Origin of the sequence: Bacillus sp. 1021 (assembly GCF_014534735.1) — a bacterium.
In the GTDB taxonomy this organism is placed as follows: domain Bacteria; phylum Bacillota; class Bacilli; order Bacillales; family Bacillaceae; genus Bacillus; species Bacillus siamensis.
Genome location: NZ_JACVSR010000003.1, coordinates 518,707 through 538,345, shown reverse-complemented (window position 1 = coordinate 538,345; position 19,639 = coordinate 518,707). Strand labels below are relative to the sequence as shown.

At 45.2% G+C, this 19,639-nt stretch carries 20 protein-coding genes and 1 riboswitch; of the genes, 16 read left to right on the top strand and 4 right to left on the bottom strand.

The genetic code is table 11. The features are described from left to right. Nucleotides 1–163: 163 nt before the first annotated feature. Nucleotides 164–302, top strand: a riboswitch (SAM riboswitch). A 169-nt stretch (nt 303–471) separates the two neighbouring features. From metK to alaP, 3 genes are all read left to right on the top strand, one after another. Next, a complete protein-coding gene (metK, locus tag ICW23_RS14380; protein ID WP_016938485.1) occupies nt 472–1,674 on the top strand; it encodes a methionine adenosyltransferase in 1,203 nt (400 codons plus the stop codon). A 143-nt stretch (nt 1,675–1,817) separates the two neighbouring features. Next, complete coding sequence (gene asnB / locus ICW23_RS14375) at nt 1,818–3,716, top strand: asparagine synthase (glutamine-hydrolyzing) (RefSeq protein ID WP_016938486.1); 1,899 nt, start codon at nt 1,818–1,820, stop codon at nt 3,714–3,716. Nucleotides 3,717–3,916: 200 nt separating this feature from the next. Next, the gene (gene alaP / locus ICW23_RS14370; RefSeq protein ID WP_016938487.1) at nt 3,917–5,320 is read left to right on the top strand and encodes an alanine permease AlaP; all 1,404 of its coding nucleotides are present in this window, start codon (nt 3,917–3,919) and stop codon (nt 5,318–5,320) included. A 175-nt stretch (nt 5,321–5,495) separates the two neighbouring features. Here the strand turns inward: alaP and ICW23_RS14365 are convergent, their stop codons facing one another. Further along, the gene (locus ICW23_RS14365) at nt 5,496–6,011 is read right to left on the bottom strand and encodes a gamma carbonic anhydrase (protein ID WP_095241536.1); all 516 of its coding nucleotides are present in this window, start codon (nt 6,009–6,011) and stop codon (nt 5,496–5,498) included. Nucleotides 6,012–6,057: 46 nt separating this feature from the next. On the opposite strand from ICW23_RS14365, the gene ICW23_RS14360 reads away from it, so the two are divergent. The 3 genes from ICW23_RS14360 to ICW23_RS14350 all read left to right on the top strand — a co-directional run bounded on the left by ICW23_RS14360 (nt 6,058) and on the right by ICW23_RS14350 (nt 8,842). Then, nucleotides 6,058–6,837, top strand: coding sequence for an alpha/beta hydrolase (locus ICW23_RS14360; RefSeq protein ID WP_188154673.1), 780 nt, complete (start codon nt 6,058–6,060; stop codon nt 6,835–6,837). A 20-nt stretch (nt 6,838–6,857) separates the two neighbouring features. Beyond that, the gene (locus tag ICW23_RS14355) at nt 6,858–7,937 is read left to right on the top strand and encodes a tetraprenyl-beta-curcumene synthase family protein (protein WP_188154681.1); all 1,080 of its coding nucleotides are present in this window, start codon (nt 6,858–6,860) and stop codon (nt 7,935–7,937) included. A 98-nt stretch (nt 7,938–8,035) separates the two neighbouring features. After that, entirely contained in the window at nt 8,036–8,842 is an 807-nt protein-coding gene (locus ICW23_RS14350) for a glycerophosphodiester phosphodiesterase family protein (RefSeq protein WP_188154672.1), read from the top strand. A gap of 19 nt (nt 8,843–8,861) precedes the next feature. Here the strand turns inward: ICW23_RS14350 and ICW23_RS14345 are convergent, their stop codons facing one another. From ICW23_RS14345 to mnmL, 3 genes are all read right to left on the bottom strand, one after another. Continuing rightward, nucleotides 8,862–9,056 (bottom strand): hypothetical protein, encoded by a 195-nt coding sequence (locus ICW23_RS14345; protein ID WP_003152265.1) that lies wholly within the window; start codon nt 9,054–9,056, stop codon nt 8,862–8,864. A 126-nt stretch (nt 9,057–9,182) separates the two neighbouring features. Continuing rightward, complete coding sequence (gene mnmM, locus ICW23_RS14340) at nt 9,183–9,764, bottom strand: tRNA 5-(aminomethyl)-2-thiouridylate-methyltransferase MnmM (RefSeq protein WP_188154671.1); 582 nt, start codon at nt 9,762–9,764, stop codon at nt 9,183–9,185. Continuing rightward, nucleotides 9,761–10,729: a tRNA modification radical SAM protein MnmL/YtqA gene (gene mnmL / locus ICW23_RS14335; RefSeq protein ID WP_188154670.1), complete on the bottom strand. Its 969-nt coding sequence runs from the start codon at nt 10,727–10,729 to the stop codon at nt 9,761–9,763. The genes mnmM and mnmL overlap by 4 nt, the downstream gene beginning before the upstream one ends. Nucleotides 10,730–10,965: 236 nt before the next feature. On the opposite strand from mnmL, the gene ICW23_RS14330 reads away from it, so the two are divergent. The 10 genes from ICW23_RS14330 (at nt 10,966) to ICW23_RS14285 (ending at nt 19,623) form a co-directional block, all read left to right on the top strand. After that, nucleotides 10,966–11,238 carry a YtzC family protein gene (locus ICW23_RS14330; protein ID WP_016938496.1) on the top strand — a complete coding sequence of 91 codons (273 nt, stop codon included), beginning with the start codon at nt 10,966–10,968 and terminating at the stop codon, nt 11,236–11,238. A gap of 350 nt (nt 11,239–11,588) precedes the next feature. Continuing rightward, a complete protein-coding gene (locus ICW23_RS14325) occupies nt 11,589–11,981 on the top strand; it encodes a GntR family transcriptional regulator (RefSeq protein WP_016938498.1) in 393 nt (130 codons plus the stop codon). Next, on the top strand, nt 11,974–12,852 hold the full coding sequence (locus tag ICW23_RS14320; protein WP_188154669.1) for an ABC transporter ATP-binding protein: 879 nt from the start codon (nt 11,974–11,976) through the stop codon (nt 12,850–12,852). The genes ICW23_RS14325 and ICW23_RS14320 overlap by 8 nt, the downstream gene beginning before the upstream one ends. After that, nucleotides 12,846–13,826: an ABC transporter permease subunit gene (locus tag ICW23_RS14315; RefSeq protein WP_188154668.1), complete on the top strand. Its 981-nt coding sequence runs from the start codon at nt 12,846–12,848 to the stop codon at nt 13,824–13,826. The genes ICW23_RS14320 and ICW23_RS14315 overlap by 7 nt, the downstream gene beginning before the upstream one ends. A 15-nt stretch (nt 13,827–13,841) precedes the next feature. After that, nucleotides 13,842–14,828 carry an ABC transporter permease gene (locus ICW23_RS14310; RefSeq protein WP_188154667.1) on the top strand — a complete coding sequence of 329 codons (987 nt, stop codon included), beginning with the start codon at nt 13,842–13,844 and terminating at the stop codon, nt 14,826–14,828. A gap of 36 nt (nt 14,829–14,864) precedes the next feature. Continuing rightward, nucleotides 14,865–15,851, top strand: a complete 987-nt coding sequence (locus ICW23_RS14305; protein WP_188154666.1) for an ABC transporter permease — start codon at nt 14,865–14,867, stop codon at nt 15,849–15,851. Nucleotides 15,852–15,866: 15 nt separating this feature from the next. Beyond that, nucleotides 15,867–16,562 carry an ABC transporter ATP-binding protein gene (locus ICW23_RS14300; RefSeq protein WP_045926413.1) on the top strand — a complete coding sequence of 232 codons (696 nt, stop codon included), beginning with the start codon at nt 15,867–15,869 and terminating at the stop codon, nt 16,560–16,562. Beyond that, entirely contained in the window at nt 16,552–17,865 is a 1,314-nt protein-coding gene (locus tag ICW23_RS14295; RefSeq protein ID WP_045926414.1) for an ABC transporter permease, read from the top strand. Before ICW23_RS14300 ends, ICW23_RS14295 begins: the two co-directional genes overlap by 11 nt. A gap of 65 nt (nt 17,866–17,930) precedes the next feature. After that, entirely contained in the window at nt 17,931–18,626 is a 696-nt protein-coding gene (locus ICW23_RS14290; RefSeq protein ID WP_099744396.1) for a response regulator transcription factor, read from the top strand. Beyond that, a complete protein-coding gene (locus tag ICW23_RS14285) occupies nt 18,619–19,623 on the top strand; it encodes a sensor histidine kinase (RefSeq protein WP_188154665.1) in 1,005 nt (334 codons plus the stop codon). Before ICW23_RS14290 ends, ICW23_RS14285 begins: the two co-directional genes overlap by 8 nt. Nucleotides 19,624–19,639 lie beyond the last annotated feature (16 nt).

The following is a 19,639-nucleotide window of genomic DNA, read 5'->3' as shown; positions in this document are numbered from 1 at the left end:
CTGAATGTGGAATTAGTATAACACATATATAAAAATAGTCTATACTGTTTATTATTTTTTGTTTGTGTTTTTCCATTGCTTCCTGAAATAAAGGCGCGTAATCGCTTTAATTCATATTGACACTTTCCGCCCTTTTACGATAAGATATTTCATTGAGCGGATACTCTTATCCCGAGCTGGCGGAGGGACAGGCCCGATGAAGCCCAGCAACCGGTTTCTCTGTAAAAAAGCAGGTGAATACACTGTGGGAAACCAAGGTGCTAACCTGATGCAAGGTTTAATATTTCCTTGAGCGATAAGAGTGAAAGGCACACAGACCAAACCCTTTCCTCGAGTGGAAAAGGTTTTTTTATTTCATAAAATATGCCAATTAACATTCTCTGATATAGTATGACATTGTATTAAGAGGGAGCGAGTTCCGTATCATATGAGAAGGTCTTTAAAAAGATCTTTTTTCAGGAGGAAAAGTGAATGAGTAAAAACCGTCGACTATTTACATCTGAATCTGTTACTGAGGGTCATCCGGATAAAATCTGTGACCAAATTTCTGACAGCATCTTAGATGAGATTTTAAAAAAAGACCCGAACGCGCGCGTAGCCTGTGAAACATCTGTAACGACAGGCCTTGTGCTGGTAAGCGGAGAGATTACAACTTCAACATACGTTGACATTCCGAAAACAGTCCGTGAAACGATTAAAGAAATCGGCTACACACGGGCAAAATACGGATTTGATGCGGAGACTTGCGCTGTTTTAACATCAATTGATGAACAGTCTGCGGATATCGCGATGGGTGTCGATCAGGCTCTTGAAGCGCGTGAAGGCACAATGAGCGATGCTGAAATCGAAGCTATCGGAGCGGGTGACCAAGGTCTGATGTTCGGTTATGCGTGTAACGAAACGAAAGAGCTTATGCCGCTTCCGATCTCTTTGGCGCATAAATTGGCCCGCCGTTTGAGCGAAGTCCGCAAAGAAGACATTCTTCCGTACCTTCGCCCTGACGGAAAAACGCAAGTTACCGTTGAATATGATGAAAACAATAAGCCGGTCCGCATCGATGCGATCGTCATCTCAACTCAGCACCATCCGGAAATTACGCTTGAGCAGATTCAGCGCAATCTGAAAGAGCATGTCATTAACCCTGTCGTGCCTGAGGAACTGATTGATGACGAAACAAAATACTTCATCAACCCTACGGGACGTTTCGTAATCGGCGGTCCTCAAGGCGATGCGGGACTTACCGGCCGTAAAATCATCGTTGACACATACGGCGGATATGCACGCCACGGCGGCGGTGCATTCTCCGGTAAGGATGCGACGAAAGTAGACCGTTCAGCGGCTTACGCTGCGAGATACGTAGCAAAAAACATCGTGGCTGCAGGACTTGCTGATTCTTGTGAAGTGCAGCTTGCATACGCAATCGGCGTGGCACAGCCTGTATCTATTTCCATCAATACATTTGATACAGGAAAAGCTTCTGAAGAGAAACTGATCGAAGTCGTACGGAATAACTTCGACCTGAGACCTGCCGGCATTATTAAAATGCTTGATTTGCGCCGTCCGATCTATAAACAGACTGCCGCTTACGGCCACTTCGGACGTCACGATGTGGATCTTCCTTGGGAGCGTACTGACAAGGCGGATGCGCTTCGCAAAGAAGCACTAGGAGAATAATTTTATAGCCGCTTATTTAAGCGGCTTTCCCTTTTTGCAGATGCTGCCATGCTTATTTTTTACATAGCGTGAAACCAATGGCGTAACAAAGCGTCTATAAAAAGGGGGTTCAATTAGAAAATTACACTTATGGAGGCTATACTATGTGTGGATTTGTCGGTGTTTTTAATAAGCATCCATTAACTCAAACCGCAGATCAAGAAGAGCTAATCAAACAAATGAACCAAATGATCGTTCACCGCGGTCCTGACAGCGATGGGTATTATCATGATGAGCACGTCGGATTCGGCTTCAGACGGCTCAGTATTATTGACGTAGAAAACGGCGGACAGCCTTTATCATATGAAGATGAGAAATATTGGATCATTTTTAACGGCGAAATCTATAACTACATTGAATTGAGAGAAGAGCTTGAAGCGAAAGGCTACACTTTCAATACAGATTCCGATACAGAGGTGCTCCTTGCGACATACCGTCATTATAAAGAAGAAGCTGCTTCAAAGCTTCGCGGAATGTTTGCGTTTTTAATCTGGAACAAAACTGACCGTGTCATGTACGGCGCGAGAGACCCGTTCGGCATTAAACCGCTGTATTACACAACCATCGGGGACAAAGTGTATTTTGCATCTGAAAGAAAAAGTTTAATGGCCGCTCAAAACGGTATTGATCTCGATAAAGCTTCTTTACAGCAATATATGTCTTTCCAATTCGTCCCTGAACCGAGCACGCTTGACGCTGAAGTGAAAAAAGTCGAGCCGGGCAGCCAGTTTACGATCCGCCCGGAAGGCGAAATCGCGTTTAAAACGTATTTCAAAGCGAACTTTAAGCCTGTTCAGTCCGATGAAGATAAATTGGTGAAAGAAGTCAGAGACGCAATCTTTGACTCTGTCAAAGTCCACATGAGAAGTGACGTTCCTGTCGGCTCGTTTCTATCCGGCGGCATCGACTCTTCTTTTATCGTCTCAGTTGCGAAAGAATTTCACCCGAACCTTAAAACATTTTCTGTCGGCTTTGAACAGCAGGGCTTCAGTGAGGTTGACGTAGCGAAGGAAACAGCTGCCGCGCTCGGGATTGAAAATATCAGCAAAGTCATTTCTCCTGAGGAGTATATGAACGAGCTTCCGAAAATCGTCTGGCACTTTGATGACCCGCTTGCAGATCCGGCGGCGATTCCTTTGTATTTTGTCGCGAAAGAAGCGAAAAAGCATGTAACGGTTGCATTATCCGGGGAAGGCGCGGACGAGCTGTTCGGCGGGTACAATATTTACCGCGAACCGCTGTCGCTTAAACCGTTTGAACGCATTCCGTCCGGTCTGAAAAAAATGCTTCTTCATGTGGCGTCCGTCATGCCGGAAGGAATGAGAGGAAAAAGCCTCTTAGTCCGCGGCTGCACACCGCTTGAGGACCGTTATATCGGGAATGCGAAGATTTTTGAAGAGCCAGTGAAAAAACAGCTGCTCAAACATTACAACCCAGAGCTTTCATACCGTGATGTTACGAAGCCGTACTTTACGGAAAGCCGTTCATACAGCGACATTAATAAAATGCAGTATGTTGACATTCACACTTGGATGCGCGGCGATATCCTGTTAAAGGCTGACAAAATGACGATGGCCAATTCATTGGAGCTGCGCGTGCCGTTCCTTGATAAAGTCGTGTTTGACGTGGCATCTAAAATTCCGGATGAACTGAAAACGAAAAACGGCACGACGAAATACCTTCTGCGTAAAGCCGCTGAAGGAGTTGTGCCTGATCATGTGCTGAACCGCAAAAAACTCGGTTTCCCTGTGCCGATCCGCCACTGGCTGAAAAATGAAATGAACGAATGGGTGCGCAACATCATTCGTGAAAGTGAAACAGACGCTTATATTGAAAAGGATTATGTCCTTCAGCTTCTGGAAGATCATTGCGCCGACAGAGCGGACAACAGCCGCAAAATCTGGACCGTGCTGATCTTCATGATCTGGCACAGCATCAATGTCGAAAAAAGACTGGTGCCGGAAGAGCTGAATCATCAGCCGAAAGAAGTCATTTTCGTTTAATCCAAAAGGCTTTCGATGTTATCGAAAGCCTTTTTTCTATTGTTTTATGCAAACCGTCTATTCCGCTATGTTTTCAGTAAAGTATTACGCAATATTCAGAAAAAGGTTATAATAGGACTAATCGGGCAGATGCCGGAAAGTGCTTTCTGGCTATTTCGTCTCGGTTTGTTACTTTTCTGTCAAAATCAGGGGGGAGAGTTATGCAAAACAAAGGAAAAACGCTTCACCGCGGTTTGGAAGAGAGGCATATCTCGCTTATGTCTTTGGGCGCCGCGATAGGGGTCGGACTGTTTCTCGGGTCAGCTTCTGCCATAAAGCTTGCAGGACCGGGGATTTTAGCCGCTTACGCATGCAGCGGGCTGATTATGTTTTTTATTATGCGGGCATTAGGGGAAATGGCGATTCAAAAGCCTGTTGCCGGCTCATTCAGCCGCTATGCCAGAGATTATCTCGGGCCGCTGGCCGGTTTTTTAACAGGCTGGAATTATTGGTTTTTATGGGTCGTTACCTGTATGGCGGAAATCACCGCGGTCGGCATTTATATGGGCTACTGGTTCCCTGATGTGCCGTCATGGATCTGGGCGCTTTGTGCACTCGTCATTATGACAGCTGTTAACTTTCTGGCAGTCAAAGCGTATGGTGAACTTGAATTCTGGTTTGCGCTCATTAAAGTCTTGGCTATTCTGTCAATGATTGCGATCGGTCTGGTGATGATCGTATTCGGTCTCGGAAACGGAGGCGTCGCGCTTGGAATCAGCAATTTATGGAGCAACGGCGGCTTTTTCCCGAATGGGATTAAAGGGGTGCTGCTGTCGCTGCAAATGGTCATGTTTGCATATCTCGGAATTGAGCTGATCGGTGTCACAGCTGGTGAGGTCAAAAATCCGGAAAAATCATTGGCGCGGGCCATTGATACGGTTTTTTGGCGTATTCTCATTTTTTACGTCGGAGCTTTATTTGTCATTATGTCAATTTATCCGTGGCAGGAAATCGGTTCAGGCGGAAGTCCGTTTGTTTTGACATTTGAAAAAATCGGAATTCCCGCAGCAGCCGGAATCATTAATTTTGTCGTTTTGACGGCGGCTCTTTCTTCCTGCAACAGCGGGATCTTCAGCACGGGGCGCATGCTGTTTAATCTCGCGGAGCAAAATGAAGCCCCGAAAGCCTACGGCACAGTCACAAAAGGCGGCGTGCCGGGAAAAGCGGTATTGGTTTCAGCGGGGGCGTTATGCATCGGCGTTCTGCTGAACTACGTGGTGCCGGCGAAAGTGTTTACGTGGGTGACAAGCATTGCGACGTTCGGAGCAATTTGGACATGGGCGATTATTTTGCTTTCCCAAATGAAATACCGTAAAAGTTTACAGCCGGAAGAACGGAAAAAACTAAAATATAAAATGCCTTTATACCCTTTTTCCTCATACATCTCACTGGCTTTTCTCGCATTTGTTGTTGTACTGATGGCTTTTGATGCAGAAACCAGGGTGGCTGTCATCATCGGCCCTGTCTGGTTCGGCATTTTATTAGCAGCCTATTACGGGAAAGGCTTCCACAAAAGAAAACACATAAACCTGGAAAACGGACAGACATTCGCTGAAAAAGCGTAAAAAAAGAGCCCGCTGAAATGGGCTCTTTTTTCATAGGATCGGGTAAAAGGGGGAAGAATAAAACAAATTCCTGAACATTTTGCTACTGTTTCCTGACAATCAGGGGAACGCAAATGGTTATTACTTAAATAATATTTTGAAAAATGGTACAGTAGTAAAACAAAGCTGATCTTTTTTATTTCTCTTGCAGTGTTTTATAGTATCGGCCTTTTTCAACATATTCCGATCTGATTCTTTCCATGTCCCGTATGTCTTCTTCTGTCAGCCGGCGGATGACCTTTGCGGGCCGGCCGAACGCAAGACAGCCGGGAGGAATGGTTTTGCCCGGAGGAACGAGACTTCCGGCGCCGATAAACGCGCCTTCTCCGATTTCCGCCCCGTCCAGAATGACGGAGCCCATACCGATTAAAGCATTCTTTCTGATGACTGCGCTGTGCAGTGTAACCTGATGGCCGATCGTGACGTCATCTTCAATAAGAAGCGGGCGCCCGGGACTTTGATGCAGACAGCTCAAGTCTTGTATGCTGACTCTTTTTCCGATCCTTGTCGGCGCAACATCCCCGCGGATGACAGCTGAGAACCAAATGCTTGATTGTTCTCCGATCACGACGTCACCCGTAATGACGGCGTTATCCGCAATAAACGCATCAGGATGTATATCCGGCGTAAATTGTTTATAAGGGTAGATTATCATGTCTCATCCTTCTTTCTCTAAATTTATGTAAGAGGTGAACTGCATGTGGACTTGGAAAGCAGACAGGCCCGTCGGTACCATTGTCATCATCCACGGGGCAAGCGAATATCACGGGCGTTATAAATGGCTCGTTGAAATGTGGAGATCTTCCGGATATAACGTGGTGATGGGCGATTTGCCGGGTCAGGGAACATCCACCCGCGCCAGAGGGCATATTCGCTCTTTCCAAGAATACATTGATGAAGTAGATATATGGATTGATCAAGCGAGAACGCTTGAAGCACCCGTTTTCCTTTTGGGCCACAGCATGGGCGGACTGATTGCGATAGAATGGTTTAAGCAGCAGAGAAATCCCCGCATTACGGCACTCATTTTATCATCACCTTGTCTCGGGCTGCAAATAAAAGTCAATAAAGTGCTTGATTTTGCGTCTAAAGGGCTGAATGTCCTCGTTCCGTCCATCAGAGTGGACTCCGGTTTATCGCCTGATATGGCGACGAGGAATGCGGATATGATTGAAGCGGATCAAAACGATTCTTTATATGTCACGAAAGTATCTGTAAGATGGTACAGAGAGCTTATAAAAACGATTGATGCTGCTATGGCGCCGACTGATGCGTTTTTAAAGGTGCCGCTTTTGCTGATGCAGGGCGGTGATGACAAAATCGTCGATAAAATGAAAGTCCGCAAATGGTTTTCTGGTGTGGATTCCCATAATAAGTCTTACCGGGAGTGGGAAGGGCTTTATCATGAAATTTTTAATGAACCGGAAAGAGAAGCTGTGTTTAAGGCGGCGAAAGCCTTTACAGATCAGTATATTTGAATTCGCTGGGGGTGCATATGTTGACAGTACCGGAACATCCTTTTAACCTTATGGCAAAAGTGTATCGGGAAATTTTTCCGCTCGTTCATCAGGAATTGAATATGTGGCGGGAAAAATCAGATTCCATTAAAAATAACGAGCTGCGGCAGCAGGCGGCCGCAAGTATCCGTGATAAATCGTTTCATTGTGAAGGCGGCGGCATTTTAGCACTGCTGTCGGGAGAGCAAAAAGAGAAGTGCGTGCAATTTATCATCGCGTATCAGACGATCAGTGATTATCTGGACAATCTGTGCGACCGCAGCACATCGCTTGACCCGGAGGATTTCCGCATGCTTCACCTTTCCATGCGTGACGCGCTGACGGTCGGTGCAGAGGTGCAGCCGTACTATCAGTACAGAGAGGAGCAGGATGACGGCGGTTATCTTCATGAGCTGGTCAAAACATGCCAGCGGGTGCTTGGGTCAATAGAACATTACAGCCTTATTAAACCGTATCTGCTTGAGCTGTGCGATTATTATTGCGATCTTCAGGTTCATAAGCATGTCGTAGAACATGAACGCGTTCCGAGGCTTAAAGCCTGGTTTGAGCAGTATCAGTCAAAGCTTCCGGAAATGGAATGGTTTGAGTTCTCGGCCTGCGCCGGATCGACGTTAGGCATTTTCTGTCTCGTTGCTTATTCATTCCAGCCTGATTTTAACGAACATACCGCTGAGAAAATCCGCAGCAGTTATTTTCCATACATACAAGGCTTGCACATTCTGCTCGATTATTTAATTGACCAGGAAGAGGATCTGCTTGAAGGCGATTTGAATTTCTGCACGTATTATCAGTCTCATGAAGAAATGATGCAGAGACTGAAGCATTTTATTGAAAAAGCGGATGAACATCTGCATGGCATTCCGCATGAAAACTTCCACCGGCTGATTAACAGGGGGCTGCTCGGCGTCTATTTATCCGATGACAAAGTCGCCAGCCAAAAAGAAATGGGCCGCCTCGCGCGAAAGCTGATCAGAGCAAGCGGAAAAACGTCATTTTTCTTTTATATCAACGGAAGAGCCTACCGCAAATTTCAGAAGATGGCTTGGACGAAAAGTTCGTAATGGGTGAACTGCGCCTTTCTCATGAAGGTGCGGTTTTTTTATTCTTATGTGAAGAATGAAACATTGTTTACGCAGGCATAATATGATACTTTAATTTTATGAAAAAATTAAAGTATTTAGTCATCATGGGATTAATTTCCATGACGGGCGGCTGCTCCGTCATACATGCTTCCGCCGGCTATCATCCCGTATTAATAGCTCACAGGGGCTCTTCTGCGATTGGACCGGAACATACTGCTTTATCCTATGCACGTGCCATTAAAGACAAAGCAGACTATATTGAGATAGACTTAAGGGAGACAAAGGACGGCCATCTGATTGCAATTCATGATAAAACGGTCGATCGGACAACTGATGGTAAAGGGATGACAGATGATCTGTCTCTGGCTCAAATTAAAAAACTGAATGCGGGAAAAGGAGAAAAGATTTTAACGATTGAAGAAATCATAGAGAAATTCGGACAAACTGCCAATTACTATATAGAGACAAGAGAAAGCAACGGCAGCCTGGTGATGGAAAAGAAGCTGATTGACATATTACAAAAATATAAGCTGATTTCCAGTCATAAAGCGGTCATTGAATCCTTTAGCGAGAAGAGCTTAAAGAAAGTTCGATCTATGAATAAAAACGTTCCTCTTGTTCAGTTATTAAAAGATAAAGAGGCTGAGAACATAAATGATAAGCAGCTGCAAGCCATCAGAACATATGCTGATACAGTCGGTCTTAATGCTAAATTAACAAATGAAGCCGCCGTCAAACGTATCCACCACAATAAGATGAAGGTTCACGTCTTTTTTGATAAGGAAGATGAGCGGGCGCTGACGCCGATTATGCTGAAACAAAAAGTAGATGGGGTATTTACAAACAATCCCGCGTATACACGTAACGTGCTGCAAAAGCAGTAAATAAAAAGAGACATGCGATTTACGCTGTCTCTTTTTTTAATGGTTTCTTTTTTGCCGCAAGGTGCATTGCAAATTTGCCGATCAGCCCGATGACGAAAAATGCGGCAAACCACCAATAATAGGTTTTTGCGAACTCAAATCCTAAATGTCTTGATAAGATGATGACGAACATGACATAGGGAACACTGGAAAATATGATGCGAAGAATATTCAAACTGCTGCTCCTCCCGGATGTTACATTTAACATGTACTTTTTTCCATTATTCATGGTAAGGGACTTTCGAAAAAATGTAAACACCATTCACAAAAAGAATCGGCCCGCTTATGACAGGCCGATTCTTTATTTGGCGGCAGATTTCTTTTCAATCGCTATAATAAACGGCGGATCGTTTCGCTGATTGAGAAAGCCGTAGCTCAGCACGCGCACCTTTTCCTGATCTAGGTTTTCGCAATACTTTAGAAGCGCATTCTTTTCCGTCTTGCCTTCAGGATGACCGTGGTACACAACGAGAACGATCAGTCCGTTTTCCTTCAGCAGTTCAAGGAGCTGTTCGATGGCAGAAATGGTTGAGCGGCCGTTTGTCGTAATGCTTTTATCGCCGCCGGGCAGATAGCCGAGATTAAACACCGCACAAGCCACATGCCCGTGCGCTTCCTTGGGCAGAGAGGCCTTGATTTGATCATGGCTCTTATGGTGAAGCGTGACGCGCGGGCTGAAGGCGGCACCGAGCCGCTCCTTCGTTTTGGCGAGTGCGTCCGCTTGAATATCGAAGGCATGAACATGTCCTGTCTCACCGACAAGGCCTGCCAGAAAATATGTATCATGTCCGTTGCCCATCGTCGCGTCAACCGTGATATCTCCTTCTTGAGCGGCTGACTTCAGCAATTCTTTACTGAAAGGGAGGATATGCATCAAGGTCATAGGGCAGTCTCCTCCCCGATTTTCCTGAAATGCTTTCCTTGATAGCTTCCGCGTGCTTCCAGCTCTTTTTGAATGGCGCCCAGTACTTCCCACTTGTTGACGCTCCACATCGGCCCGACCATTAATTCGATCGGCCCGTCTCCCGTAATGCGGTGAACGATCATTTCCGGGGGAATGATTTCGAGCTGATCACATACAAGCTGGACATATTCTTCCTGAGAAAGGAATTCAAGCTTTCCTTTTTCATACTGCTTCACCATCGGTGTGCCTTTTAATAAATGAAGCAGGTGAATTTTGATGCCTTGAACATCCAAATCGGCAACCGCTTTGGCCGTTTCCATCATCATGTCCCTGTCTTCGAGCGGAAGCCCGTTAATGATATGGGAACAAACGCGGATGCCGTGTTTTCTCAGCTTATTGACGCCCTCAACATAGCAGTCAAAATCATGGGCGCGGTTGATCAGAAGGGCGGTCCGCTCATGTACGGTCTGCAGCCCGAGCTCAACCCACAAATATGTCCGCTCATTCAGTTCGGCTAAATATTCCACCACATCATCGGGCAGGCAGTCCGGACGGGTTGCGATAGACATGCCGACAACGCCGTCAAGCTTGAGTACGGATTCAAATTTCTCACGCAGCTCCTCTACCGGAGCATGCGTATTCGTGAACGCTTGAAAATAGGCGATATATTTGCCGTCTTTCCACTTTTCGTGCATGCGGTTTTTGATATCGTGAAATTGCGTGAGTAAGTCATCGGCCCGATTGCCGGCAAAATCGCCGGAGCCCGCCGCGCTGCAGAACGTGCAGCCGCCGTGTGCGACCGTGCCGTCCCGATTCGGACAGTCAAAACCGCCGTCAAGCGCGACTTTAAACACTTTATGTCCGAAATGCTCCCGCAGATGATAATTTAATGTATGGTACCGTTTTTCCGTATTTGAATAAGGAAAAGGGTTATTCTCGTTCAATGTTCAAAAAGCCTCCCTCACATCAGATGCATCCTAAAATTGTAGCATGAATGATGGGGGTTCACAATGTGAAAACAGATGCGGCTTTCTTTTGCTTATTATGACTGCAGACAGAATTCTCATTCCTTTAGCTGACATACGGAAAATTTGGTTCCCTTTCCTGCAACCTTCGGGTGTTATTCATTTTTCGTCCGCTCAAACTAAATTTGATTTCCATTCACTGAGGAGGGGTTTCGTTGGCAACAAGACAATCAGTAGATGAACATCTCCAAAGAAGCGAACAGGCGTATGAATTTGCGAATGAGCAATTTATAACCGCTTCAAAACAAGAGCATTATAATGATAATGAGTACAGTGAAGCGCAAATGATGCTTGAAAACGCGGTGAATGAATTAAACAAGCTGTCATTATCTGCGAATGATCAGCAGAGAGAACAGCTTTACCGAATGAGGCTGCAGCTGCAGACTTTGCAAAACAATATGATTTTGCAGCGTAATTTCGATTACTGACCGCGCTGTCTTAGATGGTGCAAAAAAACCTGCCGGAATCCCGGCGGGTTTTTTTGTATTTCTTTTCAAAAAAGAATTGACAATAAGGCGGAGTGTGTTTATTGTATTACGTGTACTACTTGATGTAATACACCGCAAACACTCAAAAAAATAAAAACGACATATAAATGCTGAGCAAAGGAAAGGAGAGCTTTCATGAAAAACAAAAGATCCGTAAAACAAGATGTGCCCCTTATTATCGCCGCTTCGGTTTTGGCCAGCAGTCTGTTTGTCATTCTTGTCGTCATCGGTTTTCAGTGGCAGAACATTTAAAGAAATCGAGCAGCTCGTAAAAGAAAGAAGGGAAGTAAATGATTCAAATCGACCCGAGAAGCTCAACTCCGATTTATGAGCAAATCATACAGCAATTGAAAGAGCTTTGTTTGAAAGGGATCATGAAGCCGGGGGATAAACTTCCTTCTGTCAGAGAATTGGCAACGATCATTATCGCCAATCCGAATACCGTCAGCAAAGCGTACAAGGAGCTTGAACGCGATGGCGTCATTGAAACGCTGAGAGGAAGAGGAACGTATATATCGGAGAATGCAAAAAAGACATTGGTTGAAGGGAAGATGACGATGATAAAAGAGCAATTGAAACAGCTCATCATCGATGCCCATTACGCGGGAGTTGAGCTGGAGAAGCTGCAGGAATGGATAAAGGAAATCAGCGCTGATGTGAAAGGAGGCACGGATCATGATTGAATTGCGCAATCTCTCAAAAACAATTGACGGTAAAGAAGTGCTCAGAGATATTTCACTCACTATCGGAAAAGGAGAAATTTTCGGGCTGCTTGGCCGAAACGGATCAGGGAAAACAACGCTGCTCCGGCTCATTCAGCAGATTCTCCTGCCGGACCAAGGGACGGTTTTATTTAATCAGGTGGAAATAAAGCGGCACCCAAAAGTAAAACAGAATATCATTTATATGCCTGTTGAAAATCCTTTTTATGACAAATATACATATAAACAGCTTGTTGCGATTGTAAGCAGAATCTATCCGAATTTTGATGTGACTTACGCCAATGAACTGATGAACAGGTACAATATTCCGGAAACGAAGAAATACCGTGAACTATCAACAGGGCTGAAAAAACAGCTCGCGCTCGTCCTTGCCTTTGCGTCACGGCCGGCACTGATTCTTTTGGATGAACCGACGGACGGCATTGACGCCGTAACGCGTCACGACGTGCTTCAGCTTATGGTGGACGAAGTGGCTGAACGGGAAACGAGCATCCTGATTACCTCACATCGTTTAGAAGATATTGAGCGAATGTGCAACCGGATCGGATTTTTGGAAGGAAACCAGCTGACGAATGTGATGGATTTGGATGATATGAAGGAAGAATACATGAAAATCCAAATGGCGTTTGAAGAGGATGTCAACTTGATGATCAGAGAACAAAACATACCGATTCTCGACCATGCCGGTGTATTTTATACAGTGCTGATTCCGAAAAACGATGAGAAGAAAAAGGAATTTCTGCAAAAGCTGCGGCCGAAAGTATGGAACGAACTTCCTGTGAATTTAGAAGAAGTCTTCATCGCGAAGTTTGGGGGGAACCGGAGATGGTAGACAGGGGATTGCTGTACAGAGAATGGATGCAGAATCGAACTGTTTTCGTGATGGTCGGCATTTTTTTAGCGTCAGTTAATCCGTTTGAAGTATTAAATACCTATCTGGTCTACCAAGGCTGTCTGGATACCCACGGAGCATATTGTAAGTTTTATGTGAATTCTTTGGATAGCGGAATGCTGAACTTGAACTGGGCGCCCGGTGTGATCTTGGCGGTTTGCTTATTCGGACTGGAGCGTACGAAAGGAACGATTGATGCACTTTTCAGTCTGCCTTATTCCCGCGCTCAGGTGTTTCACACCAAATTTTGGCTCGGAGCGGCGGTCATTGCCGGATTCCAAATCATCGGCTACGGGCTGGCTGAGCTGCTCATTCTTCTGTTAAAGCCTGAGCGCGTATATTTCTTCCATCATTACAGCGTCGGTGAGATCATTGTGAGTATTTTGGCTTTTGCATTAGTCGCGAGTGCAGGCTGCTTAACGGGCAATACGTTCGCCCAGCTGTTAACGGCGTTTACTGTGTCGATAGCGCCTTACCTGATTATTACGTTGCCGCTGTCAAATGCGGAAGTCATTTTCGGGGTCGGCATGTATGAGCTGATGCCGTCAGTCAATGCTTACCTAAACGATTCGTTTCAATATCTGATTCCGATCATGTATGTTAATACGGATTGGGTATCTGCCAGCAAGTATATATTACTCATCCCGGCAGTGATGAGCATTGTATTTTATGCCATCGGGTACTTTTGCTATGTCAGACAGCCGGTGGAACGGAACGGCCGTTTTTTCCTCTGGAGACAGCTTGACCGCCCTGTTCAGATTGTGGTCATCATGATCGGCGTTCTCGGTTTTGGTCTCGCGGGGTACTCGACGGGACAGTCAATGACAGGATATGTGGCCGGGATGATTGTCGGGGGAGCGGTCGGATTTTTAGTCAGTTATTTTGTAATTTATAAAAAAGCAAAGCATGTGTAAGAGAGGAGAACCGGAATGATACCGCGGGGATTATTGTACACAGAATGGAAGAAAAATCAGTGGCTGTTTTTGTTGAGCGGTATTTTATTAATAGCGGCAAACCCTTTTATGGTTTATTACTACTATTTATCATACCAAGGACGTTTGAAGTATCTGGATCCGCAATATTGTGAATTTACCGTGAGTTATACGAATGGGTCGCTTCTTTCTTTCAGCTGGGTTGTGAGTGTCGTTATTGCTGTCTGCTTAATGGGCTTGGAACGGACCAAAGGAACGATGGATGCCTTGTTAAGCATGCCTTACAGCAGAGGCCAAATCTTTCAGACTAAATTCTGGCTTGGCGCAGCAGTCATTGTTGTTTCTCAGGCGATAGGCTACGGAGCGGCGTCATTGCTCATATCTTTGCTGAAACCGAGCCATACGTACGATTTTGATCATTTTTCAATCGGAATGATTGTCATCAGTTTTATGGCTTACGCCCTGTTAATGGCAGCCGGCGCATTAACGGGACATATATTCGCCCAGCTGTTAACTGCGTTTACAGTAACAGTTCTGCCCTTTTTACTCATCGGTCTGCCGGCCGCGAATCTGGAGGTTGTTTTCGATATTAGTGTGGGAAATCAATTCTCTTTCATCAGCAGCTATATCGAATCTCGTCTTTTTGTATTTATAACTCCTGTTGGATATGTGTTTAACGACTGGATCAGAGAAAGAGATTTAGTCTTAATAATTCCGGCAGTGATGAGCCTCGTCTTTTATCTGATCGGTTATGTCAGCTTTCTGAAACATCCGAATGAACGGAACGGCAGATTCTTTCTATGGAGAAAATTGGACCGCCCGGTGCAGATTCTGGTGATTGTGTTTGCCGTTATGGGGTTTGGATTATTCGGGTATGGAGTCACAAACACGATGTTCGGCTATTTAGCCGGCATGATCTTCGGCGCTGTGATCGGGTTTTTTATCACTTATTTTACGGTTTACAGAAAAACAAAGCTTATGTAAGTTTGTATGAAAATGTGTAGTTTGGGGGAAGGCAAGGTGCCGATTAACGGTTTGCTTTATAAAGAATGGAAGCAGCGGCAGACACTGCTGCTTCTTACAGCGGGGTTCTTATCTATATTAGGCCCTTTGGCAATTATAAATGAGTATTTTCACTATAAGGATTGTTTGGGTGCGCTTCATCAATATTCAGGTTCAGTTTGTACATTCAGCATGAATTACAGCAATCAGAATTTGATTGGGCTGCACTTCATTCCTCCGGTTATGATGGGGCTTTTTCTGACAAGAGCGGGACGGGCTGAAAACATGTTTACATTGAGTCTGCCGTATTCGAGAAGCCGGATATTCCATACTAAGTTTTTGTTGGGAGCAGCCGTGTTAGCCGGCTCGCAGCTTGTTTCTTACGGATTATCTGACATATTGTTTCTTGCGCTTAAACCTGACGCTGTACATCATTTTCACTCATTCAGCGCCGGGATGCTGGTCATCAGCTTGATGATTTATGCATTAGTGACAGCCGCCGGCACGATAACAGGCAATTTAGCAGCACAGCTGATCACAGCGTTCATGGTCTCCGTTTTTCCGATCGTTGTCTTGATCATTTACCTGTTAAACGCTGAGTTCCTTTTTGGCAGCCAGGCTGTACAGAATATTCATTTTCCTTGGAGCGGATTTCTGATCTATTTCATGCCTGCCGCTTACATCCATACACCATGGATGTATTACACGAAACATGCCTTGCTTATATCTGCGTTAATGGGATTTTGTTTCTATCTTTTCGGCTATGTGAATTTCCTGAAAATGCCGAGTGAGCGAAGCGGACATTTTATCTTGAACAAACATACAGAACGCATGATCCAAGTGCTGGTCATGGCGCTTAGTATGCTGGGAAGTGCGGGTATATGCGGATATGCTTATAACGGTAACGGTTCATATACCGGTTACATATTCGGCATGCTGATCGGCGCGGTTATCGGGTTTTTCATCAGTTATTACTTCATCTATAAAAAAACGAAACAAATATAAAGGGGAGTGGTTTACGTGATAGAGGTGCAGCATATCGATCATTCATTTAAAATCGGCAGGAAAGGCAGAGAGAGTCAGGTACCGGTGCTGAAGGACGTCTCTTTGACGGTTGAAAAAGGGGAGATCGCCTGTATCGTCGGGCGAAGCGGTTCCGGAAAATCGACGCTTCTGAATTTAATTTCCGGCTACATAGCGCCGACGAAGGGGCGTATCGTCATTAACGGCACTGATGTGACGGGCTTCAGTGAAAAGGAGTGGGCTCAGTTCCGCCTCGGGCATTTCGGCTTTATTTTTCAAAGCTTCCAGCTCATTCCGAGTCTGACAACCTATGAAAATGTTGAAATGCCGCTTGCCCTCAAAGGGATTAAACCGTCTGAACGGAAGCAGAAAGTCGCAGACATGCTGAAACGGGTCGGACTTGAGAATCATGCGAATCATTATCCGAATGAGCTGTCGGGCGGCCAGCAGCAGCGTGTCAGTATCGCAAGAGCGCTGATTTTAAATCCGTCGATCATTTTAGCAGATGAGCCGACGGGAAGCCTTGATTCAGAAACGGAGCTTGAGGTGCTTTCATTAATTCAGCAGCTGAACCGGGAGCGCGGGATTACTTTTGTCATCATCACGCATGACGATGAAGTCGCTTCGATTGCACATTCAAAATTCCAGCTGCACGACGGCGTATTAAAAGGGGGCGTTACTGTTGAGATTTAAGGATCAGGTTCACTTTATCAGAAGAAATATGAAGAAAAACCGCCTGCGTGTTTTCATGACTGTGCTTGCAACAACGATGGCATGTGCATTTTTGGTTGTGCTGGCCTCCGTCGGATTCGGCATTCAAAAAACGATAACAGACATAACCATGAGCCAGCAGATCGTAACGGAAATAAGAGTGCTCGGCCAAGAGAACGGAAAAGCCGTGAAGAAATCAGACTTGGAAAAATATAAGAATGTCAAGTCTGTCGTTGAAAGAACCGAAGTATATGAACCGAATAAAGCGTCATTGGATAACAGGACAAACGAAGGTTCAACGATCGTGTTAACGAACATGAAAGATGAAGTAAAAGCCAATATGGAGCTTGATCAGGGAAGAGTAGCCAAATCAGAAAATGAAATTGTGGTCGGTTATGATTTCGCGAAAAACCTATTGACGAAAAAAGAAGCTGAGGCTTACAACAAGGACTTAAAGGATCATCAAGACGATGTCTCGGACGTGAAAAAGCCAAAAGGCTACACGAAGGATCTGCTGAATAAAACCATACAGCTGAGCATTTCTAAAACGAACAATGATAGCGGAAAAACGGAAGGAACCAGAACATACGACTTTAAAATTGTCGGGATTACAAAAAAACCGTCCCAAGATTGGATGGAGGACACAAATATTTTTATCAGTGATCAATTCAAAAAGGATTTTTCGAAATTCTTAGATTTTAAAGGCGGAAATGCTGAAAAAAGCATAAAAGTCTACGCTGACAAATTTGACAATGTTGAACAGTTAACGAATGATTTGAGTGATGACGGTTATCAAGTCATGTCCGTCACAACCGAGCTGCAAGGCGTCAACACGTTTTTCCTCGTCTTTAAAATCGGCCTGATCTTTGTCGGCTTTATCGCCGTCGTCATTTCTGCCATCGGTATTTTCAATACGATGACGATGGCGGTTACGGAAAGAACGCAGGAAATCGGGATTATGAAAGCGATCGGCGCAAGCCCGTCCATCATCCGCAGAATGTTCCTGATGGAAAGCGCCTATATCGGGATACTAGGTTCTGTCATTGGTATTATCATTTCTTACGGAGTGAGTTTTGCCGTCAATCTGGCTGTGCCGGTTATCTTGAAAGCGGTAGGGGGAAATACCGGAGCTGAAGATCTTCATTATACCTTCTCCTATATCCCGCTCAGCCTCGTGGTGATCGCAGTTGTCATTTGTGCGGGGGTCGCGGTGATTTCGGGTATGAATCCGGCACGGAAAGCGACAAAAACCAACGTTCTTACCGCACTAAGAAGAGAATTGTAAAGAGAAAAAACCGGCTGGACGCAACAGCCGGTTTTTCATCTATTAATCAGAAAAGGGCGGATACCATGTTTCACATTTTGTTAATAGAAGATGATAACACTTTGTTTCACGAGATGAAAGAAAGATTAACAGGCTGGTCATTTGCGGTGCATGGAATAAAGGATTTCAGCCGGGTCATTCAGGAGTTTGCAGCAATCAAGCCTGATTTGGTGATCATTGATGTACAGCTGCCGAAATTTGACGGCTTTCACTGGTGCAGAATGATACGTTCTCAATCAAACGTACCGATTCTGTTTTTGTCCTCGCGCGACCATCCCGCGGATATGGTCATGTCGATGCAGCTTGGGGCAGATGATTTTATTCAGAAGCCTTTTCACTTTGATGTGTTAATCGCGAAAATCCAGGCGGTATTCCGCCGCGTGCACCAATACGGCACAGAACCGGCGCTGATGAAAAGATGGTGCGGGGCGGTCATTGACACAGAAACCGGCACAGTCAGCCATAAAAACGGTTCGGTCGAACTGACCAAAAACGAAATGCTGATTTTAAAACTGCTGGCTGAGCAGAAAAATAAAATCGTCAGCCGCGAAGAACTCATCAGAAGCCTATGGAATGATGAACGTTTCGTCAGCGATAACACGCTGACGGTGAATGTCAACCGGCTGCGGAAAAAGCTCGATCATTTAGGCATCGGGAAAATGATTGAAACCAAGGTGGGGCAGGGATACATCGCAAAGGAAGAAGACGGTCTTTATGATTAAATCATTTCTGCTCGAAAGAAAAAGCTGGATCGCGATGTTTCTTTTTCAGCAGGCTGTGCTCCTTTTTGCGGCATATATTGATCCGTCTATTCCGTTTCTTTCAGTGCTGTATTTTGTTTACCTGTCGCTTCTTGTGTTTCTTGTTTTTCTCTTGTTCCGCTATCGGAAAGAGACCGCTTTTTATAAAAGCTTAAAAGATTGGGACGCTGATTTAGATATTTCCGGTCTTAAAACGCCCGACAGTCCGTTTGAGTCGATCATTGAAGAAAGCATTGAAGAACAAACAGAGCTATTAAGAAGTAGCTCACTTCATATGCAGGCGGCATCAGAGCATGAGAAGGATGAGCTGATGTCGTGGATTCACGAAGTCAAAACACCGCTGACAGCGATGCATCTCATGATCGAGCGCCTTGATGAACAGCCGCTGAAAGCCCCTTTGCATTATGAATGGCTGCGGATTCATCATCTCCTCGACCAGCAGCTTCATCAGAAACGATTGTCCTTTATCGAAAATGATTTATCGTTCCAGCGCATTCAGCTCCGCCCGCTCGTTTTCAAAGAAATTAAAAATCTGCAATCATGGTGTATACAAAAAGGAATCGGATTTGACATTCAGCTTGAGGCACCGGACGTTCTCAGTGACGGAAAATGGCTTTCCTTCATTATCAGACAGCTGTTAAGCAATGCCGTCAAATACAGTGAAGCGGATGATATAACCGTAAAAAGCTATGAACTAAACGGCCGGGTGCATGTGGATATCAAAGACCGCGGCATCGGCATCAAGCCTAAAGATCTTCCGCGCATTTTTGAAAAGGGGTTTACCTCCACGCGGATGAGCCGTGATCACGCGTCAACGGGAATGGGCCTGTATTTGGCTCAAAAAGCCGCGGCTCCGCTTCACATCCAGATCAGCGTGCGATCAGAGCCAAAACAAGGCACGGTTTTCACCTTGGTATTTCCGAAACAAAACGACGCCGTCAGCATGTTCAGCGTGTGACAAAAGTGTCACATGC